The sequence below is a fragment of the Gemmatirosa kalamazoonensis genome (assembly GCF_000522985.1).
In the GTDB taxonomy this organism is placed as follows: Bacteria; Gemmatimonadota; Gemmatimonadetes; order Gemmatimonadales; family Gemmatimonadaceae; genus Gemmatirosa; species Gemmatirosa kalamazoonensis.
On the sequence record NZ_CP007128.1, the window covers coordinates 3,574,290 to 3,595,217 of the forward strand.

Annotated in this window: 15 protein-coding genes and 1 pseudogene; 13 read left to right on the forward strand and 3 right to left on the reverse strand. The window is 72.7% G+C overall.

Translation table 11 applies throughout. The features are described 5' to 3' along the window. The first annotated feature begins 40 nt into the window (after positions 1-40). The 13 genes and pseudogenes from mraY to J421_RS15485 form a co-directional block, all read left to right on the forward strand. The gene (gene mraY / locus J421_RS15425) at positions 41-1,195 is read left to right on the forward strand and encodes a phospho-N-acetylmuramoyl-pentapeptide-transferase (protein WP_025412077.1); all 1,155 of its coding nucleotides are present in this window, start codon (positions 41-43) and stop codon (positions 1,193-1,195) included. Between the two features lie 2 nt (positions 1,196-1,197). Continuing rightward, complete coding sequence (gene murD, locus J421_RS15430) at positions 1,198-2,610, forward strand: UDP-N-acetylmuramoyl-L-alanine--D-glutamate ligase (RefSeq protein WP_025412078.1); 1,413 nt, start codon at positions 1,198-1,200, stop codon at positions 2,608-2,610. Then, the gene (locus tag J421_RS15435) at positions 2,607-3,851 is read left to right on the forward strand and encodes an FtsW/RodA/SpoVE family cell cycle protein (RefSeq protein WP_025412079.1); all 1,245 of its coding nucleotides are present in this window, start codon (positions 2,607-2,609) and stop codon (positions 3,849-3,851) included. Before murD ends, J421_RS15435 begins: the two co-directional genes overlap by 4 nt. Positions 3,852-3,936: 85 nt before the next feature. Then, complete coding sequence (locus J421_RS15440) at positions 3,937-5,043, forward strand: UDP-N-acetylglucosamine--N-acetylmuramyl-(pentapeptide) pyrophosphoryl-undecaprenol N-acetylglucosamine transferase (RefSeq protein WP_025412080.1); 1,107 nt, start codon at positions 3,937-3,939, stop codon at positions 5,041-5,043. 33 nt (positions 5,044-5,076) lie between these two features. Further along, a complete protein-coding gene (murC, locus tag J421_RS15445) occupies positions 5,077-6,492 on the forward strand; it encodes a UDP-N-acetylmuramate--L-alanine ligase (RefSeq protein WP_025412081.1) in 1,416 nt (471 codons plus the stop codon). Further along, positions 6,489-7,316 carry a cell division protein FtsQ/DivIB gene (locus J421_RS15450; RefSeq protein WP_025412082.1) on the forward strand — a complete coding sequence of 276 codons (828 nt, stop codon included), beginning with the start codon at positions 6,489-6,491 and terminating at the stop codon, positions 7,314-7,316. Before murC ends, J421_RS15450 begins: the two co-directional genes overlap by 4 nt. Continuing rightward, positions 7,313-8,569: a cell division protein FtsA gene (gene ftsA, locus J421_RS15455; RefSeq protein ID WP_025412083.1), complete on the forward strand. Its 1,257-nt coding sequence runs from the start codon at positions 7,313-7,315 to the stop codon at positions 8,567-8,569. The genes J421_RS15450 and ftsA overlap by 4 nt, the downstream gene beginning before the upstream one ends. A gap of 410 nt (positions 8,570-8,979) precedes the next feature. Next, positions 8,980-10,191: a cell division protein FtsZ gene (gene ftsZ / locus J421_RS15460; RefSeq protein ID WP_025412084.1), complete on the forward strand. Its 1,212-nt coding sequence runs from the start codon at positions 8,980-8,982 to the stop codon at positions 10,189-10,191. A gap of 343 nt (positions 10,192-10,534) precedes the next feature. Then, entirely contained in the window at positions 10,535-11,806 is a 1,272-nt protein-coding gene (locus tag J421_RS15465) for a M23 family metallopeptidase (protein WP_025412085.1), read from the forward strand. A gap of 96 nt (positions 11,807-11,902) precedes the next feature. Next, positions 11,903-13,720 carry a hypothetical protein gene (locus J421_RS15470; RefSeq protein ID WP_025412086.1) on the forward strand — a complete coding sequence of 606 codons (1,818 nt, stop codon included), beginning with the start codon at positions 11,903-11,905 and terminating at the stop codon, positions 13,718-13,720. A gap of 79 nt (positions 13,721-13,799) precedes the next feature. Then, complete coding sequence (gene ftsY / locus J421_RS15475) at positions 13,800-14,732, forward strand: signal recognition particle-docking protein FtsY (protein ID WP_025412087.1); 933 nt, start codon at positions 13,800-13,802, stop codon at positions 14,730-14,732. A 235-nt stretch (positions 14,733-14,967) separates the two neighbouring features. Beyond that, positions 14,968-17,064, forward strand: a complete 2,097-nt coding sequence (gene recG, locus J421_RS15480; protein WP_025412088.1) for an ATP-dependent DNA helicase RecG — start codon at positions 14,968-14,970, stop codon at positions 17,062-17,064. Positions 17,065-17,082: 18 nt separating this feature from the next. Then, positions 17,083-17,622 (forward strand): annotated as a pseudogene (locus tag J421_RS15485) (GNAT family N-acetyltransferase); the annotation flags it as partial. Between the two features lie 6 nt (positions 17,623-17,628). Here the strand turns inward: J421_RS15485 and J421_RS15490 are convergent. From J421_RS15490 to J421_RS15500, 3 genes are read right to left on the reverse strand one after another with little or no spacing between them, the layout of a single operon-like run. Beyond that, a complete protein-coding gene (locus J421_RS15490) occupies positions 17,629-18,552 on the reverse strand; it encodes a diacylglycerol/lipid kinase family protein (protein WP_104022680.1) in 924 nt (307 codons plus the stop codon). Positions 18,553-18,571: 19 nt separating this feature from the next. Continuing rightward, positions 18,572-19,180: a hypothetical protein gene (locus J421_RS15495; protein WP_148306343.1), complete on the reverse strand. Its 609-nt coding sequence runs from the start codon at positions 19,178-19,180 to the stop codon at positions 18,572-18,574. Next, positions 19,177-20,766, reverse strand: coding sequence for a sensor histidine kinase (locus J421_RS15500; protein WP_025412092.1), 1,590 nt, complete (start codon positions 20,764-20,766; stop codon positions 19,177-19,179). Before J421_RS15500 ends, J421_RS15495 begins: the two co-directional genes overlap by 4 nt. Positions 20,767-20,928: the final 162 nt, after the last annotated feature.

Below are 20,928 nucleotides of genomic sequence, written 5' to 3' on the forward strand. Positions count from 1 at the left end.
GCACCCGCATAGATTCTCCGCGCCACGAACCGTCAGACACGTGCTCTATTTCCTGCTCCAGCCGCTGGCGCGCAGCATCAAGACGTTCAACCTCCTGAACTACATCACGTTCCGGGCGGGGGCGGCGTTCGTCACGGCGCTCATCGTGGCGTTCATCGTCGCGCCGACGATCATCCGTCGACTGCGCGCGATGGCCGTGCATCAGGTCGTGCGCGAGGGCACGCCCGACACGCACGCCGGGAAGGGAACCACGCCGACGATGGGAGGGCTCATCATCCTCGTCGCGACGTTCGTCCCGCTCCTGCTCTGGGGACGCTACACGTGGCACCGCGGCGGGCAGTATCTCGTGACGGCGATGGTGCTCACGGCGTGGATGGGCGGCATCGGCTTCCTCGACGACTACCTCAAGCTGAAGCAGAAGCGCCTCGGGCTGAAGAACGAGGGGCTCGTCGAGCGCTACAAGCTCGTCGGGCAGCTCTCCGCCGGGCTCGCGTTAGGCCTGTACGTGTGGCTGTTCCCGCTGTCCACGCTCCCCGGCGCGTCGACCACGCTGCCGTTCTTCAAGTACATCCTCATCATCCCGTCGACGGCGGCGCTGACGTGGCTGTACATCGCGTTCGTGACGTTCGTCCTCACCGGCGCGAGCAACGCGGTGAACATCACCGACGGTCTCGACGGGCTGGCGTCGGGGCTCGTCGGGATCGCGGCGGCGACGTTCGGCGTGTTCGCGTACATGTTCGGCCGCTACGACACGAGCGGATACCTCCAGGTGTTCTACCTGCGCGGCGCGGGTGAGCTGACGGTGTTCTGCGCCGCGATCCTCGGCGCGTGCATCGGCTTCCTCTGGTACAACACGTTCCCGGCGCAGGTCTTCATGGGCGACACCGGCTCGCTCGCGCTCGGAGGCGCGCTCGGCGCGGTGTCGGTGCTGCTGAAGAGCGAGTTCCTGCTGCTCATCATCGGCGGCGTGTTCGTGGCCGAGATGTTCTCGGTGATCCTGCAGCGCTTCGTGTTCAAGTACCGCAAGCGGCGCCACGGCCTCGAGTACGCTCAACGACACCGCGTCTTCCTGCGGGCGCCCTTGCACCACCACTTCGAGGTGAAGGGGTGGCCGGAGACGCAGGTCGTCGTGCGGTTCTGGATCATCGGGATCTTCTGCGCGATCCTCGCGCTCAGCACGCTCAAGCTGCGCTGACCGTGCCCACCGACGTCTTCCGCGGGCACGCGCCGGGCGAGATCGCCGTCGTGGGGCTCGGCAAGAGCGGGCGCGCGGCCTCGGCGCTGCTCGCGCGCGACGGGCACGCGGTGTACGCGTCGGACGCGGGCGGTGGCGACGCGCTGCTCGAGGCGGCCGGCGCGCTCGCGCATCACGGCGTGGCGGTCGACGTCGGGTCGCACGACCTCGATCGCATCGCGCGCGCGGCGCTCGTCGTCGCGAGCCCCGGCGTGCCGCCCGACGCGCCGCCCCTCGCCGCGGCGCGCGCGCGCGACGTGCCGATCGTCGGCGAGATCGAGGTCGCGCTGCACTATCTGCCGCGGCTGCGCTACGTCGCCGTCACCGGGACCAACGGCAAGACGACGACGACGGCGCTCATCGGCCACCTGCTCCGCGCGCTCGGCCGCGACGCGGTCGACGCGGGCAACATCGGGACGCCGCTCGCCGAGCTCGCGCTGCGCGATCGCCCGCCCGAGTGGGCCGCGCTCGAGCTGTCGTCGTTCCAGCTCCACGACACGCCGAGCGTGAACCCGACGGTGGGCGTGGTGACCAACCTCAGTCCGGACCACCTGGACCGATACGCCTCGGTCGACGCGTACTACGCCGACAAGGCGCTCCTCTTCGCGAACGCGCATGCCGGGTCGCGCTGGGTGCTGAACGCCGACGAGCCCGAGGTCCTCGGCCTGTTCCGCCGGCTGCCGGGCGCGCCCCCGGTGCTGCCGGGGGAGACGCACGGGTTCAGCACGCGGACGAACGCTGCGGCCGCGTACTTCGACCGCGGAGCGGGCGACCTGGTGCTGCTCGAGGAGCCGCTGCTCCCACGCGCCGAGCTCCCGCTGCTCGGCGACCACAACGTCGCGAACGCCCTCGCGGCGTCGCTCGCGGTGGCGGTCGCCGATCCGTCGCACGCCGGGCCCGACGCCCGGCGCCGGCTGGCCGACGGGCTGCGCACGTTCCGCGCGCTCGCCCACCGGATGGAGCCCGTCGGGACGTTCGACGGGGTGGAGTGGATCAACGACTCCAAGGCGACGAACGTTGCCTCCACGCTGGTCGCGGTCGCGGGAATGACGAAGCCGTTCGTCCTTCTATTGGGAGGGCGGCACAAGGGCGAGCCGTACACGGCGCTCGCGGAGCCGTTTCGCCGGTTCGGCAAGGTCGTCCTCGCGTACGGCGAGTCGGCCGCGATCGTGGAGAAGGATCTTGGCGAGCTCGTGCATGTCGAGCGACTCGGCTCGTCCTTCCCGGAGGTGATGGCCCGCGCGCGGGCGCTCGCCGGACCGGGGGAGGCCGTGCTGCTGTCGCCGGCCTGCTCCAGCTTCGACATGTTCGACAACTATGCGCAGCGCGGCGCCGAGTTCCGGCGACTCGCCGCGGAAACGGGCAGCATTCGATGACGACGACGACCGCGGCTCGCGGGCTCGAGCCGACCCAAATCGGGACGTACGACCGGCGCGCCGCGTCGCGGGCCCGGCGTGCCGACGTGCGCGAGCGGTGGCGCATGGGCGGCGAGGCGCGTGCGCTCGTCTTCGTCAACGCCGTGCTGCTCGCGTTCGGCCTCGCGACGCTGTACAGCGCGAGCGCGATCGTCGCCATGCAGTCGAAGCTGCCGAGCTACTACTTCTTCATGAAGCAGCTCTCGGGCGCGCTCGTCGGCATCATCGTGTTCGCCGTCGTCGCGAAGCTCGACGCGGAGCGGTGGCGCAAGTGGGCGTGGCCGCTCATGGGGCTCGCGCTGCTCATGATGCTGGTGACGGTGCTGCCGTTCACGCGCGCCATCGCGCCGCCGATCCACGGGTCACGCCGCTTCCTGCTCGGCGGCTCCATCCAGCCGTCGGAGTTCGCGAAGCTCGCCGTCATCGTGTGGACGGCGATGCTGCTCGTGAAGAAGCAGGAGGACGGCACGCTGCGTCGCCTCACGAAGGGACTGTTCCCGTTCCTGCTCGTCGTCGGCGCGCTCGCGATGTTCGCGATCCTCGAGCCGGACCTGTCGATCGCGATGACGTTCCTGCTCATCATGGCGATCATCCTGTTCGCCGGCGGCGTGCGTATCGGCCACTTCATCGCGCTCGGCGTGATGGGCATCCCGGTGCTCTGGCACGAGGCGGAGAAGCTCCAGTACGTCGTGCTGCGTCTCATCTCGTTCTTCCATCCCGACGAGAAGGCGCACGCGATCGTGAGCTACCAGCTGCAGCAGTCGCTCGTCGCCGTCGGCTCCGGCGGCGTGTTCGGGACGGGTTTCGGCAAGGGCGTGCAGCAGTACGGCTTCCTGCCGTTCCCGTACTCCGACTTCATCGGGAGCAACATCGGCGAGGAGTGGGGCTTCGTCGGCCTCGTGCTGCTCACGGCGTTCTATGCGCTGTACGCGTGGCTCGGCTTCCGCATCGCCGCGGCGGCGCGCACGCCGTTCCAGAAGATGGTGGCGGTCGGCGTCACGACGACGATGGTGCTCACCGCGTATCTGCACATCGGCGTCGTCATCGGCCTCCTGCCGACGACGGGGCTCACGCTGCCGTTCATCTCGTACGGGCGCTCCAACCTCGTGCTGTCGCTGCTCATGACCGGGCTGCTGGTGAACATCGGCAGCGAGAAGCAGCGCATCGTCGGCGAGCACGCCACCAACCCGTTCACCCCGTAGTGTTCTCCACGCTCCACGCTCTACGCTCGCCGTGCCGCCGGGGCATGGTGAGCGGGGAGCGTGGAGCGTGGAGCGTAGAGGAACCATGCGGATCGTGGTGACTGGGGGCGGCACGGGAGGCCATCTGTACCCGGGACTGGCGATCGCGCGCGCGCTCGTGCGTGCCGACCCGCGCGTGCAGCCGTTCTTCGTCGGCGCGCGCCGCGGCATCGAGCGCGACGTGCTGCCGACGACGGAGTTCCCGCACCTGCTGCTGGATCTCCATCCGCTGTATCGCAGCGCGCCGTGGAAGAACTGGCTCACCGTGCGCGGCGCGTTAGGCGCGTGGAGCACGCTCGGGCGGCTGTTCCGCGAGGAGCGGCCAGCCGCCGTGATCGGCACCGGCGGCTACGCGGCGGGGCTCGCGCTCGCGTACGGGGTGACGCACGGCGTGCCGACGATGCTGAACGAGGCGGACAGCCACCCGGGGCTCACGACGCGGCTGTTCGCGCGTTGGGCGCGTGAGGTGTTCCTCGGCTTTCCCGAAGGCGCGCGACTGCTGAAGCCGGGCCGTCGCACGCGCGTCGAGGCGTTCGGCAACCCGATCGAGCCGCCGCCGGCGGTGCGCCCCGATCGCCCGGCGGCGCGCGCCGCGTGGGGCTTTCCGGCGAACGGCCTCGTGCTGCTCGCCGTCGGCGGGAGCCAGGGCGCGAAGGCGATCAACGACACGCTCGCCGCGTGGGTGCGGCGCGGGCTCCCCGACGGCGTGCATCTGCTGTGGGCGACGGGGAAGAATCAGTACGAGCCGTACGCGGCGCTCGACGGCGCGTCAGGGGATCGCGTGCGCGTGCGGCCGTATCTGTCGCCGATCGCGGAGGCGTACGCGGCGGCCGATCTCGCGCTCACGCGCGCCGGCGCGATGACGATCGCCGAGCTGTGCGCGTGGGGAATTCCGTCCGTGCTCGTGCCGCTGCCGACGGCGGCCGCCGACCACCAGACGCACAACGCGCGCGCGATGGCGAACGCCGGCGCCGCGGTGCACGTGCCGCAGAGCGAGCTCACGCCCGAGCGGCTCGACGCCGTGGTCGGCGAGCTGCGTTCGGAGTCGGCGCGCGGGGCCCTCGCCGCGCGGGCCGCGGAGCGAGGCCGCCCCGACGCCGCCGCGCGCATCGCGGCTCGCGTGCTCGAGAGCGTCGCTGGCGCTCCCATCTGACGCGAGCCGGTCTATATTGCGCCGCGGCCTCATATGTCTCTCCTGTCTGCAGTCGATCCCCGTCCGGTCCACTTCGTCGGCGTCGCCGGCGCCGGAATGAGCGCCCTCGCCGAGCTCCTCGCGCGGCGCGGCGCCATCGTCACCGGGTGCGACGCGCACCCGTCGCACGAGGATGATCTGCGCCGCCTGGGGATCGACGTGCGCGCCGGCCACGATCCGGCGCACGTGCGCGGTGCGCGCGCGGTGGTCGTGACGTCGGCCGTGCCGAAGGACCACCCCGAGCTCGCGGCCGCGCGCGCCGCCGGGCTGCCGGTGATCCGCCGCGCCGAAGCGCTCGCCGAGGCGATCGCCGGCGGCACCGTGGTCGGCGTGGCCGGCACGCACGGCAAGACGACGACGACGGTGATGACGACGGAGGCGCTCACCGCCGCCGGGCTCGCGCCGACCGGGATCGCCGGCGGCCGCGTGGGCGCATGGGGTGGCAACCTGCGCGTCGGCGCGTCGATCGACGCAGAGCGTGCGCTGTTCGTGGTGGAGGCCGACGAGTACGATCGCTCGTTCCTCGCGCTGACGCCCGATGTCGCCGTGGTGACCAACGTCGAGGCCGACCATCTCGACATCTATCGCGATCTCGACGACATCCGCGGCGCGTTCACCGAGTACGCGCGGCGTGCGCGCTATGTCGTCGCGAGCGCCGACGACGAGGGCGCGCGGTCGCTGCCGTACGCGGCGTCGTCGGAGGTCGTCCGCTTCGGCGTCACGCACGTCGCGGATGCGCGGCTCGTCGCGCGCGACGTACGCGCGGAGAACGGCGGCACGCGGTTCCTCGTGACGTACGACGGCGAGGACCTGGGCGAGATCGCGCTGCGCGTGCCGGGCGAGCACAACGTGCGCAACGCGCTCGCCGCGATCGGCGTCGGCCTGCTGCTCGGCGCGAAGCTCGACGCGATGCGGCCGGGGCTCGAGTCGTTCGGCGGCGTGGAGCGTCGCTTCCAGCGCCTCGGCGCGGGTGCGGGCGTCGAGGTCGTCGACGACTATGCGCACCATCCGACGGAGATCGAGGCGACGCTCGCCGCGGCGCGCGCCGCGTTCCCCGGCCGCCGCGTCGTCGCCGCGTTCCAGCCGCACCTGTTCACGCGCACGCGCGATTTCGCCGGGGAGTTCGCGCGCGCGCTCGCCGCGGCCGACGCGGTGTTCCTCACCGAGATCTATCCCGCGCGCGAGCAGCCGATCGACGGCGTGAGCGCGGATCTCATCGTCGACGCGGCGCGCGCGTTGGGCCGCCCGGTGACGTGGCGGGGCGAGCGCGCCGCCCTCGCCGACGCGCTCGCGGCGCACGCCGAGCGGGGCGACGTCGTGATCACGCTCGGCGCGGGCGACGTGACGCTCACCGGTCCGGAGCTGCTCGAGCGGCTGCGCGCGCCGCGGCACGCGGAGGCTGGGGCATGAGCGCGCCGGCGTTCGCGCACGACGCGATGCACGACGAGCACGACGACGAGCGTGTCGAGCGTCCATCGCGGCGTCGCGCGCGCGACGACGACGCGCCGCGTCGCCCGCGGTGGCGCGCGATCTTCGGCCTCACGGTGCTCGTGCTGTTCGTCGCCGCGCTCGCCTCGTCGCCATGGTGGGTGCCACGCGCGCTGTCGCGGCTGGCGTACTTCCGTGTGCGTCGCGTCGAGATCGACGGCGCACGCTACGCGCCGCCCGCCGAGCTGCTGGCGCGGCTGAAAGTGGACACGACGTGGTCGGTGTGGACGGATCTCGACGCGCTCGGTCGGCGCGTGTCGCGGCATCCGCTCGTCGCGAGCGCGCGTGTCGAGCGTCATCTTCCGGGCACGCTGCGCGTCGTGGTCAGCGAGCGCGTGCCGGTCGCGATGACGCCGTCGCGCGACGGGCTCGCCGTGCTCGGCGCCGACGGCCGCGTGCTGCCGATCGATCCGAGCCGCGTCGGCGGTGTCGACGTGCCCGTCGTCGCGTCGCCCGACGCGGCGGCGCTGCGCGTGCTCGACGCGCTGCGGCGCGAGGCGCCGGTGCTCTACGCGCGCGTGAGCGAGCTGCGGCGCGTGGGGCGCGACGAGCTGCGGCTCACGGTGATGCCCGAGCGCGGCGACACCGTGGGACAGGCGCCGTTCCTGCTGCGCGTGTCGCCCGACGTGACGCCGGCGCGGCTCGCCGATCTGCTTCCGGTCGAGAGTGACCTGGCGCGACGCCGCGTCCGCGTCTCCGAGATCGATCTCCGCTATCGTGATCAAGTGATCGCCAGACTGCCATGAAGACCGAACGAACCGTCGCGGGGCTCGACATCGGATCGGGAAAGACGGTCGCGGTGATCGCCGAGATCGTCGGCGAGCTGCCGAAGCGGCCGGGAATTCGCGTGCTCGGTGTCGGCGAGGCGCGCACGACCGGCATGCGCCGCGGCGTCGTCACCGACATCGAGGAGACGACGCGCTCGGTGCGCCGCGCGCTCGACGACGCCGAGCGGATGGCCGGCGTGCAGGCGGACTCCGCGTTCGTCGGCATCGCGGGCGAGCACGTGCGCGCGATGACGAGCCAGGGCATCGTCGCCGTCGCCGGCGCGGAGATCACGAAGTCCGACGTCGATCGCGTGAACCAGGTCGCGCGCGTGCAGCCGCTGCCGCAGGATCGCGAGCTGCTGCATGCGATCCCTCAGGAGTACAGCGTCGACCGTGGCGGCGGCATCCAGGACCCCGTCGGCATGACGGGGATGCGCCTCGAGACGGAGATGTACCTCGTCACGATCGGTGCGTCGCCGGCGACGAACCTGCGCAAGAGCGTGGAGCGCGCGGAGTGCAAGGTGCGCGAGCTCGTGCTCGAGCCGCTGGCGAGCGCACTCGCCGTGCTCACCGAGGACGAGAAGGAGCTCGGCGTGGCGCTCATCGAGCTCGGCGCGGGCTCCACCGACGTCGCGGTGTTCCACGAGGGGAAGATCCGTCATCTCGCGACGATCGCGTTCGGCGGCGCGCACGTGACGAACGATCTCGTGCACGGACTCGGCGTCACGCAGCACGATGCGGAGCAGCTGAAGGAGCAGTTCGCGGTCGCGTACGAGTCGCTCGTCGACCAGAAGGAGATCATCGCGCTGCCGGCGACGGCGACGCACGGCGAGCGGCAGATCCCGCGCGAGCTGATCGCGCACATCGTGCACCAGCGCCTCGACGAGATCTTCGACCTCGTGCAGCGCAGCGTGCAGGGCGCGTCGTATGGTGGTCGGCTGAGCGGCGGCGTGGTGCTGACCGGTGGCGGTGCGGCGATGCCCGGCGTCACCGAGCTGGCGAGCGACGTGTTCGGCACGACGGCGCGCGTGGGCACGCCGGGCGAGCAGGTGACGGGGCTGCGCGAGTCGGTGGAAGGACCGGGCTACGCGACGGTGCTCGGGCTCGCGCTCTACGGCGCGTCGCGCGTGGCGATCGGCGGTGCGCCGCAGAAGAAGCGCGTCACGATCGAGACGCCGGGCGTCGACAAGTGGGCGCAGCGCGTGAAGCTGTGGCTTCAGGACTTCTTCTGAGCCGTGCGACGCGCAGCGGCGTTCCTAACGCGCGGCGTGAAAGCGCGCGGAACTCTTGTCAAGTCCGACACGTTGGCGCGGCGGGCGTCACGCTGGCAGCCGGACCGCGCGGGTGGCGCGGCACACCGATCGCGCTGTGTCGGACGTCACACCGACGCGCGGTTGCGTCGCCCGCTGTTGTGGAAAACGCGTGACGGCGCTAGACATCATTTCGTCGCTTTCCGCGCAGCGGGTGGCGACATGGCAGCGGCGGCGAAACGTGTTATATTCGCTCCCTGCCCGAGTCACGACACCGGCCGCGCCTCCCACCTGCGTCAGCCGCGCGTGACTCGCGAAGACCCGGCAGCTCTCTCTCCCGGCTTCGTTCTTTCCCCGTCCACACGCAGCACACTCGGAGTCGTGCCCGCATGATCTTCGAATTCGAGGAGAGCGCCACCCAGAACGCCCGCATGAAGGTCGTGGGCGTCGGCGGGGGCGGCGGAAATGCCGTCAACCGGATGATCGACGAGCACCTCGAGGGGGTCGAGTTCATCTCGGTGAACACGGACGCGCAGGCGCTGCTCAGCTCGAAGTCCGACGTCAAGATCCAGATCGGGAAGAAGCTCACGCGGGGACTCGGCGCCGGCGCGCGTCCGGAGATCGGGCGCCAGGCGATCGACGAGAGCCGCGACGAGGTGCTGCGCGTGCTGCAGAACGCCGACCTGGTGTTCATCACGTGCGGTATGGGTGGTGGAACGGGTACCGGCGCGGCGCCGGTCGTGTGCGAGCTGGCGCGCGAGGCCGGGGCGCTCACCGTCGGCATCGTCACCAAGCCGTTCCTGTTCGAGGGCCGTAAGCGCATGCGGCAGGCGGAGCAGGGCATCGCCGAGATGCGCAAGCACGTCGACACGATGATCGTCGTGCCTAACGAGCGGCTGCTCGCCGTCGTCGGCAAGGGGATCCCGTTCCAGGATGCGCTGAAGAAGGCCGACGAGGTCCTGCTGCACGCGACGCAGGGCATCAGCTCCCTCATCAGCGTCACCGGTCTCGTGAACGTCGACTTCGCCGACGTGCGCACCGTGATGCAGAACGGCGGCTCGGCGCTCATGGGCACCGGAATGGGCCGCGGTGAGAACCGCGCCACCGAGGCCGCGCAGCAGGCGATCTCCTCGCCGCTGCTCGACAACGTGTCGGTGTCGGGCGCGACGGGCGTGCTGGTGAACATCACCGGCGGCAACGACCTGACGCTCGGCGAGGTGCACCAGATCAACGAGATCGTGCACGACGCCGTCGGCGACGACGCGGAGATCATCTTCGGCGCCGTGCACGAGCCGGCGATGCAGGGGGAGATTCGCGTCACGGTCATCGCCACGGGCTTCGACCGGCAGCTGCAGGTCGGCGGCGTGGGGATGGAGGCGTCGCGCAACTCGGGTGCGCAGAACATCATCCCGTTCACCCGCGACGGACGCGACCGCGCCCCGGCCGGCGCCCGTGTCGTGGCGCCGCGCACCGCGCCGGCGATGGAGGCGGCGCGTCCGCGCACGACCCCGCTGTCCGCGCCGCTCAACCCGGCGTCCGACCGCACGCCGCAGGACCTGAACGACATGGAGATCCCGACGTTCATCCGTCGGCAGATGGATTGACCGGATCGCTGCGGTCCCCGGTTCGCCTCTCCGCCCGCGGGCGCGCTCGTGACGAGTGCGCCCGCGGTTCGTCACATAGGGAACGAGTCGGCGGCGCGGCCCCGCCGGTCCTCGGTAAGTCGCGCCGCCGTGAGGTGTTGCGGGTGGTCGTACCGGGCATTAGGCTCTGCGGCTGACCGGAGCCTTCCACGCCCACGTACGTCGCGTCTCCCCCCGAGAGCTCCCTGGTGAACGACACCAAGTCGCACGCCGCCCCCCCGGCGCGACATCCCCTCCGCCTGCCCGCCGCGCCTCGGACCGCGCGGGGGCGCCCAACGATCGCCGCCTCCGCCGAGCCCGCGCCGTGACCTACGTGGTCGTGGCCGGCGCCGCCGCCGCGGCCGTCTACTTCGCGCCGCAGGCCCCCGCCGCGCGCCCCGTGACCGACCTCGCCGTGAACGACGCGGCGACCGAGGTCGCGCTCCCCGTCACCGCGCCGGTGGCGCCCGCGTGGCGGGAGCGCGTCGACACGCTCGGCCGCGGCGAGACGCTCGTGTCGGTGCTGCAGCGCGCCGGCGTGAGCCGCGTGCTCGCCGCGCAGGCGCTGCGCGCCGCCGGTGAGGCGACGTCGCTGCGCGCGGGCATCAAGGTGACGACGGTCGCGCGCGCCGGCGACTCGCTGCCGCAGGAGATCACGTACAAGCCCGCCGTCGACCGCGTGGTGCGCCTCCGCTATCTCGCCGGCGCGTGGCAGCGCATGGAGGAGAAGCTCGCGTGGCGCACCGACACGCTCGTGGCCCGCGGCGCGATCCGCTCCAGCCTGCACGACGCGCTGCACGCCGCGCTCGGCGACCGGCTGCCGAGCGCCGAGCGCTCCGAGATCGTGTGGAAGCTCGCCGACATCTTCGAGTACCGCGTCGACATGGACCGCGACCTCCAGCCGGGCGACTCCGTGCGCCTGCTGCTGGAGCGGAAGGTCGATCCGGAAGGGAAGCCGACCGAGGCGCACATCCTCGCGGCGAGCATGACGGTGAGCGGCAAGGAAGTCGACGCCATCCGCTTCGAGCGGCGCGGCGGCAGCACGACGTTCTTCGATCAGTACGGCAAGTCGCTGCGCGCCGCGTTCCTCCGCGCGCCCGTGGAGTTCCGCCGCATCTCGAGCGTGTTCGGCATGCGCAATCATCCGATCCTCGGCGAGTGGAAGATGCACAAGGGGACGGACTACGCCGCGGCCGCCGGCACGCCGGTGCGCGCGATCGGTGAGGGGACCGTCGCGTACGCGGGGTGGAAGTCGGGCTTCGGCAACGTCATCGAGGTTAGGCACTCGAACGGCTACGTGAGCCGCTACGGCCACCTGCGCGGCTTCGCGAAGGGCGTGCGGCGCGGCTCGTTCGTCGCCATCGGCAAGACGATCGGCTACGTCGGCATGACGGGGCTCGCGACCGCGCCGCACCTGCACTTCGAGATGCTCGTCGACGGCGTGCAGCGCGACCCGCGCAAGGCGCTGCGCGACAAGATCGCCGATCCGATTCCAGCGCGTGAGCGCGGCGCGTTCGCGGCGCTCCGCTCGCGTCTGTTCGCCGCGCTCGATCTGCGCGCACCGTCGGCCACGACGCGAGTCGCCGACGCGAACTGACCACGCGCACGTCGACCGATGCACGGGCGGCGCGTCGATTGCACTCGCCGCCCGTCGTGACGATGGAATCCCCGACAGGCGACGTCGGCTGAGCGCGTGAGCGTCTGGCTCGCCGCCGCCGCGGCCGGACTGGTGCTCGCCGCGCTGTCGTATGCGCGGCGCTCGTCGCCCGCGCTCGGGCCGCGACTCGCGCTCGCCGTGCTGCGCGCGCTCGCCGTGACGCTGCTCGCCGCGCTCGCGCTCGACGCGCCCGCGGGACGGTCACGCGCGCCGTCCGCGGTCGTGGCGCTCGACGTGTCCGCGAGCTGGACGCGCGGCGGCGACGTCGACGCGTTCCGCCGCGCGCGCGACGTCGCGCGCGCGCTCGGCGGCGACACGCTGTGGGCGATCGGCGACTCCGCGCGCCCGCTGCGCGGCGACGACGCACCGCACGACGCGCGCTCGTCCATCGCGTCGCTCGCCGAGCGCGCGGCGGCATCGGGGCGCGTGCTGCAGCTCGTGACCGACGGCGAGATCGACGACGCCGCCGCGCTGCGCGGCGTGGCGCGCGGATCGCGCGTGCGCGTGGAGTCGCCGCGTCGCGGGCCGGATGCCGCGGTGACGTCGATCGACGCGACACGCCTCGCCGCCGCGACCGACACGATCGACGTGCGCGTGTCGCTCGCCGCGGACGCCGCCGGTGCGGCGCCGGGCACGCTGCGCGTCGACGTCGCCGGACGCTCGAGCGCGCAGACGAGCGTCGCACCGCTGCCCGCGTTCGGCGAGCGCACGGTGTCGATGCGTCTGCCGCTCGCCGGGCTCGCAGGCTCGGTGCCGCTGCGCGCCGTCATCGCGGCCGCGGGTGATCGCGAGCCGCGCAACGACACGCTCGCCACGACGCTCGACGTGAGCGCGGCGCCGGCGGCGGTGTTCGTGAGCTCCGCGCCCGACTTCGACGCGCGCGGCATGCTCGCCGTCCTGCGCGGCGCGCTGTCGCTGCCGACCCGCGCGTATCTGCGCGTCGCGCCGGGACAGTGGCGCGTGGAGGGGACGCTCGCGCCGGTGGACGAGGCGGAGGTGCGGCGCGTGGCGCTGAGCGCGGGCGTGCTGGTGCTGCACGGCGACACCGCGGTATTCGGCGCGCCGCGCGCGGCGACGCGCGGCGCGCTGTTGCTCTTTCCGACGGCGCCGGCCGCGCCGGGCGCCGCGCCGGCCGCGGAATGGTACGCGTCGGATGCGCCGGCATCGCCGGCCGCGGCCGCGCTCTCCGGCGTCGCGTGGGACAGCCTGCCGCCGTTGGATCTCGGCGGAGGCGCGCTCGCCGGCGCGGAGTTCGACGTGCTGCGGGCGCGGCTCGCCCGCAGCGGCGCGCCGCGCGCCGTGATCGTCGGCGCCGAGCAGCCGCGGCGCGTGATCGTCGTCGGCGCGACGGGGTTCTGGCGCTGGCAGTTCCGCGGCGGCGCGGCGGCCGACGCATTCACGGGGCTGTGGGGCGGCATCCTCGACTTCCTCGCCGCGGGGCGCGGCGACGTGCGCGGCGCGGTCGTCGCCGACGCGGTCGTGCGCGCGGGAGAGCCGATCCGGTGGCGGCGCGGCGGTGCCGACTCGCTCGTCACGGCGGTGCTCAGGCGGCGCGGCGCGGCGAGCGCCGACACGGTGCGGCTGCACTTCGGCACGCGCGGCGAGCCGGTGACGAGCGCGCCCCTCGCCCCGGGCACGTACGACGTCACGGTGCCGGGCGGTGGCGCGCTGCTCGTGGTGAACGTCGCGCGCGAGCTGCTGCCGCGGCGCGCCACGGTCGCGTCGGGCCCCGTGGGCAGCGGGCGCGCGGCCGACCTCACGCCGCGGCTACGCGACTTCGGGCTGCTCTACGCGCTGGCGCTGGCGCTGCTCTGCGCGGAGTGGTTGCTGCGGCGCCGGTGGGGCCTGCGATAGCGTGGAGCGGGGAGCGTGGAGGGTAGAGTAGATTTCTCCACGCTCCACGCTCCCCGCTCCACGCTAACCGGCTCGGTCGATGGCTCTGCTGTTCAGAAAGGAAGGCGACGCGCCCAAGAAGTCGCTCTGGCAACGCATCAAGGACGTCGCGAACGCCGACGTGGGGGTGATCCTCCGCGGCGGCGTGAAGGACGGCTCGCTGGAGCAGCTCGAGGAGGTGCTCCTGGCGTCCGACTTCGGCGTCGCGACGACGCTGAAGCTCGTCGACCAGATCGGCGGCTATGCGCAGCGCGGCCTCATTCGCACCGAGCCGGAGTTCCAGGACGCGCTGCGACGCCTCGTGGAAGCGGAGCTGCGCGAGGGGAACAGCGACCCGTCGCTGAAGCTCTCGGCGTCAAAGCCGACGGTGATCCTCGTGATCGGCGTGAACGGGGCAGGGAAGACGACGTTCATCGGCAAGCTCGCGGCGCGGCTGCGCAAGCAGGGAAAGACCGTCCTGCTCGGCGCCGGCGACACGTTCCGCGCCGGCGCGATCGACCAGCTGCGCGTGTGGGCCGAACGCGTGGGCGCGGAGTTCGTGGGCGCGAAGGCGGGCGCCGACTCGGCGGCCGTCGCATTCGACACGATCGACGCGGGCATCGCGCGCGGCGTGGACGTCGTCATCATCGACACCGCCGGCCGTCTGCACACGAGCGCGGGGCTCATGGAGGAGCTGAAGAAGGTCGCGCGCGTGATCGCGAAGCGGATCCCCGACGCGCCGCACGAGACGCTGCTCGTGCTCGACGGCACCATCGGGCAGAACGCCGTCGTGCAGGCGCGCACGTTCACCGAGGCGGTGCCCGTGACGGGGCTCGTCGTGACGAAGATCGACGGCACCGCGAAGGGCGGCATCGTGGTCGCCGTGCACGAGGAGCTCGACGTGCCGGTGAAGTTCCTCGGCACGGGGGAGAAGGCGGGCGACCTGCACGCGTTCGACCCGGCGCAGTTCGCGGAGGAGCTGGTGGAGGCGTGACGGCGGCGTGACGCGTCGGGCCGACGTTCGACAGGATGAACAGCGGACACACGACATGACCGTTGCTGTTCGTCTTTGACAGGATGAACAGGACGGACAGGATGAGAACCAACGACAGCAGCACTGCTTTTCTTGTTGGTGTTCATCCTGTCCGTCCTGTTCGTCCTGTCCACACGGCAAGCACCGGCGTCCTGTTACTCGTGCCTCGGCGTTCGTCCAATCCCCCGCGTTAGTCATGTCGGCCCCGCGCCGCGCGCCGTCCGCTCCCCGCGTCACGCTCGACACGCCCGTCACGTACCTCAAGGGCGTCGGTCCGGCGCGCGCGCTCGCGCTCGCGCGACTCGGCGTGCAGACGGCGGGCGACCTGCTGTATCACGTGCCGCACCGCTACGAAGACGCGAGCACCGTGAAGCGCATCGCGGAGCTCGAGCCGGGGATGGACGGCACGGTCATCGGGCGCGTCATCTCGAAGGGCGTGCTGCCGACGCGGAAGGGGCTGCGCGTGTTCCAGGCCGTCGTGCGTGACGCGAGCGGCATGATCGAGGTGTCGTGGCCCGGGCAGCCGTTCCTCGACCGCACGATCGAGAAAGGCGACCTGCTGCTGCTCTCCGGCACCGTGCGCTTCTTCCACGGGCGGCAGCTCCAGCCGCGCGAGTTCGTGAACCTCGGCGCGGAGGAGGAGGGGACCGCCGGCGGGCGCGTGCTCGCGGTGTATCCGGCGACGGAGGGGCTGTCGTTCAAGCAGATCCGCGGGCTCGTCGACGCGCACCTCGACGCGCTGCTGCCGCAGGTCACGGAGTACCTGCCCGCGCCCACGATCGCGCGCGCCGCCGTGCCGCCGCTGCCCGACGCGCTGCGCATGGTGCACCGGCCGACGTCGATCGCCGAGGCGATGGCGGGGCGGGCGCGGCTCGCGTTCGAGGAGCTGCTGTCGGTGCAGATCCTTCACCGACGCGCGAACGCGCTCGCGCGCGAGTCGCGCCACGGCATCGCGTTCCAGAACCGGCGCGACCTCACCACGAAGCTGAAGGCGGCGCTGCCGTTCGAGCTCACCGGTGCGCAGACGCGCGCGCTGCGCGAGATCGTGTTCGACATGACGAGCCCGCGCCGCATGCACCGGCTGCTGCAGGGCGACGTCGGCAGCGGCAAGACGGTCGTCGCGCTGTTCGCCGCGCTGCTCGCGATGGAGAACGGCTGGCAGGCCGCGGTGATGGCGCCGACCGAGCTGCTCGCCGAGCAGCACCTGCGCACGTTCACGAAGCTGCTCGCGCCGTTGGGCATCGTGCCCGTGCTCGTGACCGGACGCCTCGGCGCGAAGGCGCGTCGCGAGGCGGCGACGCTGCTCGCGCAGCCGGCGCCGCTGCTCGTCGTCGGCACGCACGCGCTGGTGCAGGAAGCCACCGCGTTCTCGCGGCTCGGCGTGGCGATCGTGGACGAGCAGCACCGGTTCGGCGTGGAGCAGCGCAAGGCGTTGGGCGCGAAGGGGGAGAGCCCCGACGTGCTGCTCATGAGCGCGACGCCGATCCCGCGCTCGCTCGCGCTCACGCTGTACGGGGACCTCGACGTGAGCATCCTCGACGAGAAGCCGCCGGGTCGGCAGCCGGTGACGAGCGCGCTGCGCCCCGAGAGCAGCCGCGAGCGCGTGCTGCAGTTCGTGGAGCGGGAGCTCGACAAGGGCCGCCAGGCGTACGTCGTGTACCCGCTCATCGAGGAGTCGGAGAAGACCGACCTGAAGGCCGCGACGGTGGCGTACGAGGAGCTCTCCGAGGGTGCGTTCAAGGGGCGCCGCGTGGGACTGCTGCACGGCCGCATGCCGGGCGACGAGAAGGACGCCGTGATGCGCGCGTTCCGCGACGGCGCGCTCGACGTGCTCGTCGCGACGACGGTGATCGAGGTCGGCATCGACGTGCCCAACGCGACGGTGATGCTGATCGAGCACCCGGAGCGGTTCGGGCTCTCGCAGCTGCACCAGCTCCGGGGCCGCGTGGGCCGCGGCGGCGAGGCGTCGTACTGCATCCTGCTCGGCGACGTGGGGCAGGAGGCGGCGGAGCGGCTGCACATCTTAGTCGACACCGAGGACGGCTTCGAGATCGCGCGCGCCGACCTGCGGCTGCGCGGCATGGGCGACCTGTTCGGGGAGCGGCAGAGCGGGCAGCCGACGTTCCGCGTCGCCGACCCGCTGCGCGACGAGGAGCTGAACGAGATCGCCCGCGCCGTCGCCGACGAGATGCTCGGCGCGGATCCGGAGCTGACGGCGCCGGAGCACGCGGGCCTCCGGAAAGCGTTAGGCAGCCGCTATGCCCGGTCGCTGGAGCTGTTCCGCGTGGGCTGACGCCAGGAGACGGCACACATGAGCGAGCGGGACGCGGACGCGCCGGTCGTGCGGTGTGTGGAAGCGGACGAGGCGCGAGCACTGGTCGGCGCCCTCGGCGACGTGCTGATCGACTGCGTGGAGGGAGGCGCGGGAGTGAGCTTCATGGCGCCGCTCGATCGCCATCGTGCGGAGCGGTTCTGGCGCGCCGTGGCCGACGGCGTCGCCGCCGACGACCGGGCCCTGATCGTCGCGGAGGATCGCGTGACCGGAGAGCTGCTCGGCACGGTGCAGGTGGTGTACGCGTGGCCGGAGAACCAGCCGCACCGCGCCGACATCGCGAAGATGCTCGTGCGGCGCTCGGCGCGACGGCGCGGCCTCGGCGCACTGCTGATGCACGCAGCGGAGGCGGTGGCGCTCGACGCCGGCAGGACGCTGCTCGTGCTCGACACCGTCACGGGCGGCGACGCCGAGCGGCTGTACGCGCGATTCGGCTGGACGCGCGTGGGCGTGGTGCCGAACTATGCGCTGATGCCCGACGGCACGCCGTGCGCCACGACGATCTTCTACAAGGATCTGTCGGGGTCAGGCGAGCACGCGGAGCGTGCGGGGGAGCGCGCGAAGCGCGAAGCTGCACCCGGTGCCTAACGCGTCGCCGTCGCCGAGGAACGTCTCCTCGCGCTCGCAGTGGATGCGCGCGGCGACGCCGGGGATCACGCGCAGCACCGCATCGGGGATCGGCAGCTTCAGCGTGAGCCGCGTGAACGCGTCGACGAGCCGCGCCCGCGACACGCGCTGGATGACGAGCAGCTCGAACACGCCGTCGTCGTCGGGGCCGACGCGCGGCAGCGACAGGCCGCCGCCGCACATGCGCTGGTTCGCGACGAACAGCCCCGGTGAGTCGACCGCGAGCCGGCCCACGCTGCCGTCGGGACTCGTGACCTCGATCTCGACGCGCGTGCGGAGCGGACGCCGCGTCGCCAGCTCGCCGAGCGCGGTGGCGCGATAGATCCCGCCGCCGAGCGCGCGCGCGACGCGCGCGAGCCGGCCCGTGCCCGACTTGAGCCGCGCCGCGGCGAGCGCGCTGTCGCTCACGATCCCGAGACCGCCGACGGTGCAGAACGTCGTGCCGTTCATCGCGACGAGATCCATCGACCGCGTGCGGGCGTCCGCGAGCCGCGCCGCCGCGCGGGCCGGCGCACGACGGAGGCCGAGCACCCGCGCGAGGTCGTTCGCGGTGCCGAGCGGCAGGATGCCTAACGCCGTGGCGGTGCCGGCGAGGCCGCGCGCGACGGCGGCCGCGGTGCCGTCGCCGCCGGCGGCGATCACCGCGTCGAGTCCCTCCGCGGCGGCCGCCGCGGCGAGCCGCGTCGTCTCGGCGGCGCTCGTCGGTCGCACGACGTCGACGTGCCACCGGCGCCGGAGCGCGTCGAGCAGCGCGGGATCCTCGGCCCGCTCGGCGTGCCGCGCGGCCGGGTTGACGAGAACGACGGCGCGCGGCGCGCTCAGCGCGACCTCGACGCGGGTGTCACGGACGCGGCGGCGCCAGGCGGCGGCGGATGCGCTCGAGCTCCGCCTTCGCCTGGTCCAGCTCCTGGCGCAGCCGCTGGATCTCGTCGTCGCGCACCTTCAGGCTGTCGCGCGCCACCAGATTGCCGTTGACGATCGCGGGCGCGGCCGCAACCGGCACGGGGCGCGTGTCGGCGGCCATGCGGAGCGAGTCGAAGCGCGTCGCGATGCGGCGCAGCACCACCGCGTCGACGTAGTGCTCCTGCAGCGGCCCGCCGGCGATGTACGCGTCGAGCCACGTCCGCACGTCGCGGAGCACCTCGGCGCTCGGCTGCTCGTCGCTCGTCGGGTCGAGGCGGACGAGCGCGCGCCAGTACACCGTCTCGGCAGCCGACGGCGTGCCCGGAAAGCGCGCGGCGAACGCGCGCAGCGTGCTGTCGGCGTCCGCGAAGGCGCGCGCGAGCGCGAAGTTCTGCGCGATGCGGCGCGCCTCGGGCCACTGCGCGGCGGCATCGGCCGCCGGATCGAGCGGCGCCGGCGGCCGACGGTGCAGCGAGCACGCCTCGGGGGCGAGCAGCGCGACGGCCGAGAGGGCGAACATCGTTAGGCGCCGAGCCGTCCGGGTCACGCCGTCACCTCGGCGGCATCGTCCGCCGCTTCGGAGTCGCGGCTCTCGTGCGACGCGGTGGCCTGCTGCCCATCGGCCTGCACGGCGTCCTCCGGCGCGACCTCCGCGGCGTGCACGGGACCGTCGACGTGCGAGATCGCGACGACCGGGAGGAGGATGGAGAACTTCGTGCCGCGGCCGACGGTGCTCTGCGCGGCGATGCTGCCGCCATGCGCCTCGACGATCTCCTTCGCGATGGCGAGACCCAGGCCGCTGCCCTTGGCGCCCGCCCGGTCCTGGTTGTCGGCCTGGTAGAACTTGTCGAAGATGTGCGGCAGCTGCGTGCGCGCGATGCCCACGCCGGTGTCGCGCACCTCGATGTACACCTTGTCGGGCACCGTCGTCGCCGCGAGCTCCACGCGACCGCCGGCCTGCGTGAACTTGAACGCGTTCGACAGCAGGTTGCCGAGGACCTCGCTGATGCGGTCCTGATCCCACGTCACGACCTCCGGCAGCGTGTCCGACGCCGTGACGGTGAACGTGACCTCGCGCTGCATGGCCAGCACGTTGTACGTCGCCTCGAGCTGCGACAGGAAGCCGCGCAGGTTCGTCGGCCGCGGCTCGAGCCGCCCGGCGCCCGCCTCGAAGCGGCTCACGTCGAGCAGGTGCTGCACGAGCCGCCCCATCGACGTCGCCTGCGTCTGCATGACGCCGATCACCTCGGCCTGCCGGGGATTCAGCTCGCCGTAGAGGTTCTCCTCGAGCAGCTTCAGGTAGCCCATGATGACGTTGATGGGCGTCTTCAGCTCGTGCGACGCGACGGACACGAACTCCGCCTTCAGCTTGTCGAGCTCCGCGAGCTGGTGGGCCATCGACGTGAAGCTCGACGCGAGCCGCCCGAACTCGTCGCCGCGCTCGGTGCTGATGGAGAGCTGGTGCGCGAAGTCGCCGCCGGCCACGGCATGCATGCCGCGCTCGAGGTCGCGCACCGGTCGGCTGATGGAGCGCGTGATCGACACCGCGACGAGCGCCGCCGCGGCGAGCGCCGCCGCGAGCAGGAGGGCCGCGAGCCGGGTGGCCGAATGTGCCTGGGTGGACGCGTCGTCGACCTTCTTCGCGGCGATCACGCGCAGCTGGTTCTCCGCGCCGCGCAGCTCGCGGTCGACCTGCGAGATGGCCGGGATCATCTGCTGCTCGGAGACGTTCTGCGCGAGCACCAGCTCTCCGTCCGCGAGCGCGGCGATCTCGACCTCCGTGAACCGGCCGATGATCGCGAGCGGCGGCTCGAGGGAGCGGCGCAGCGGCACGAGGCCGAGGCGGTTCAGCGAATCGGCCTGCAGGCGGAGCGTGCGCTGGGCGCGGCGCAGCTCGTCGACGTACGACGGGGTCGCGCCCTTGTCGACGTAGACGCTCGCCTCCTTCTCGCGGAGCTGCGCGTTGGTCGCCGTCATGCGCGCCACCAGCAGCGACGCGGCGAACGCCTCGTCGCGGAGCTCGTCGACCGTCTGCCGCGCGTGGTGCAGCGCGAGCACCGAGACGGCGAGCGGGACGGCGAGCAGCAGCGCGATGGTGAGGAAACCGAGCGCGAGGCGGGCGCGAAGGATCATGCGGGAGAACGGGCGCAAGCGAGGGGCCGGGACGCCGAACGGTGGAGCCGGGCCCGGCGCAAAGATACACCACTGGTGTGATGCAGGTGGTGACTTGTGGCACGCGGCCCCGTCCGTTGACACCGTCCCGGCGCCCCGCATAGGTTCCCGGCCCACGCGTAA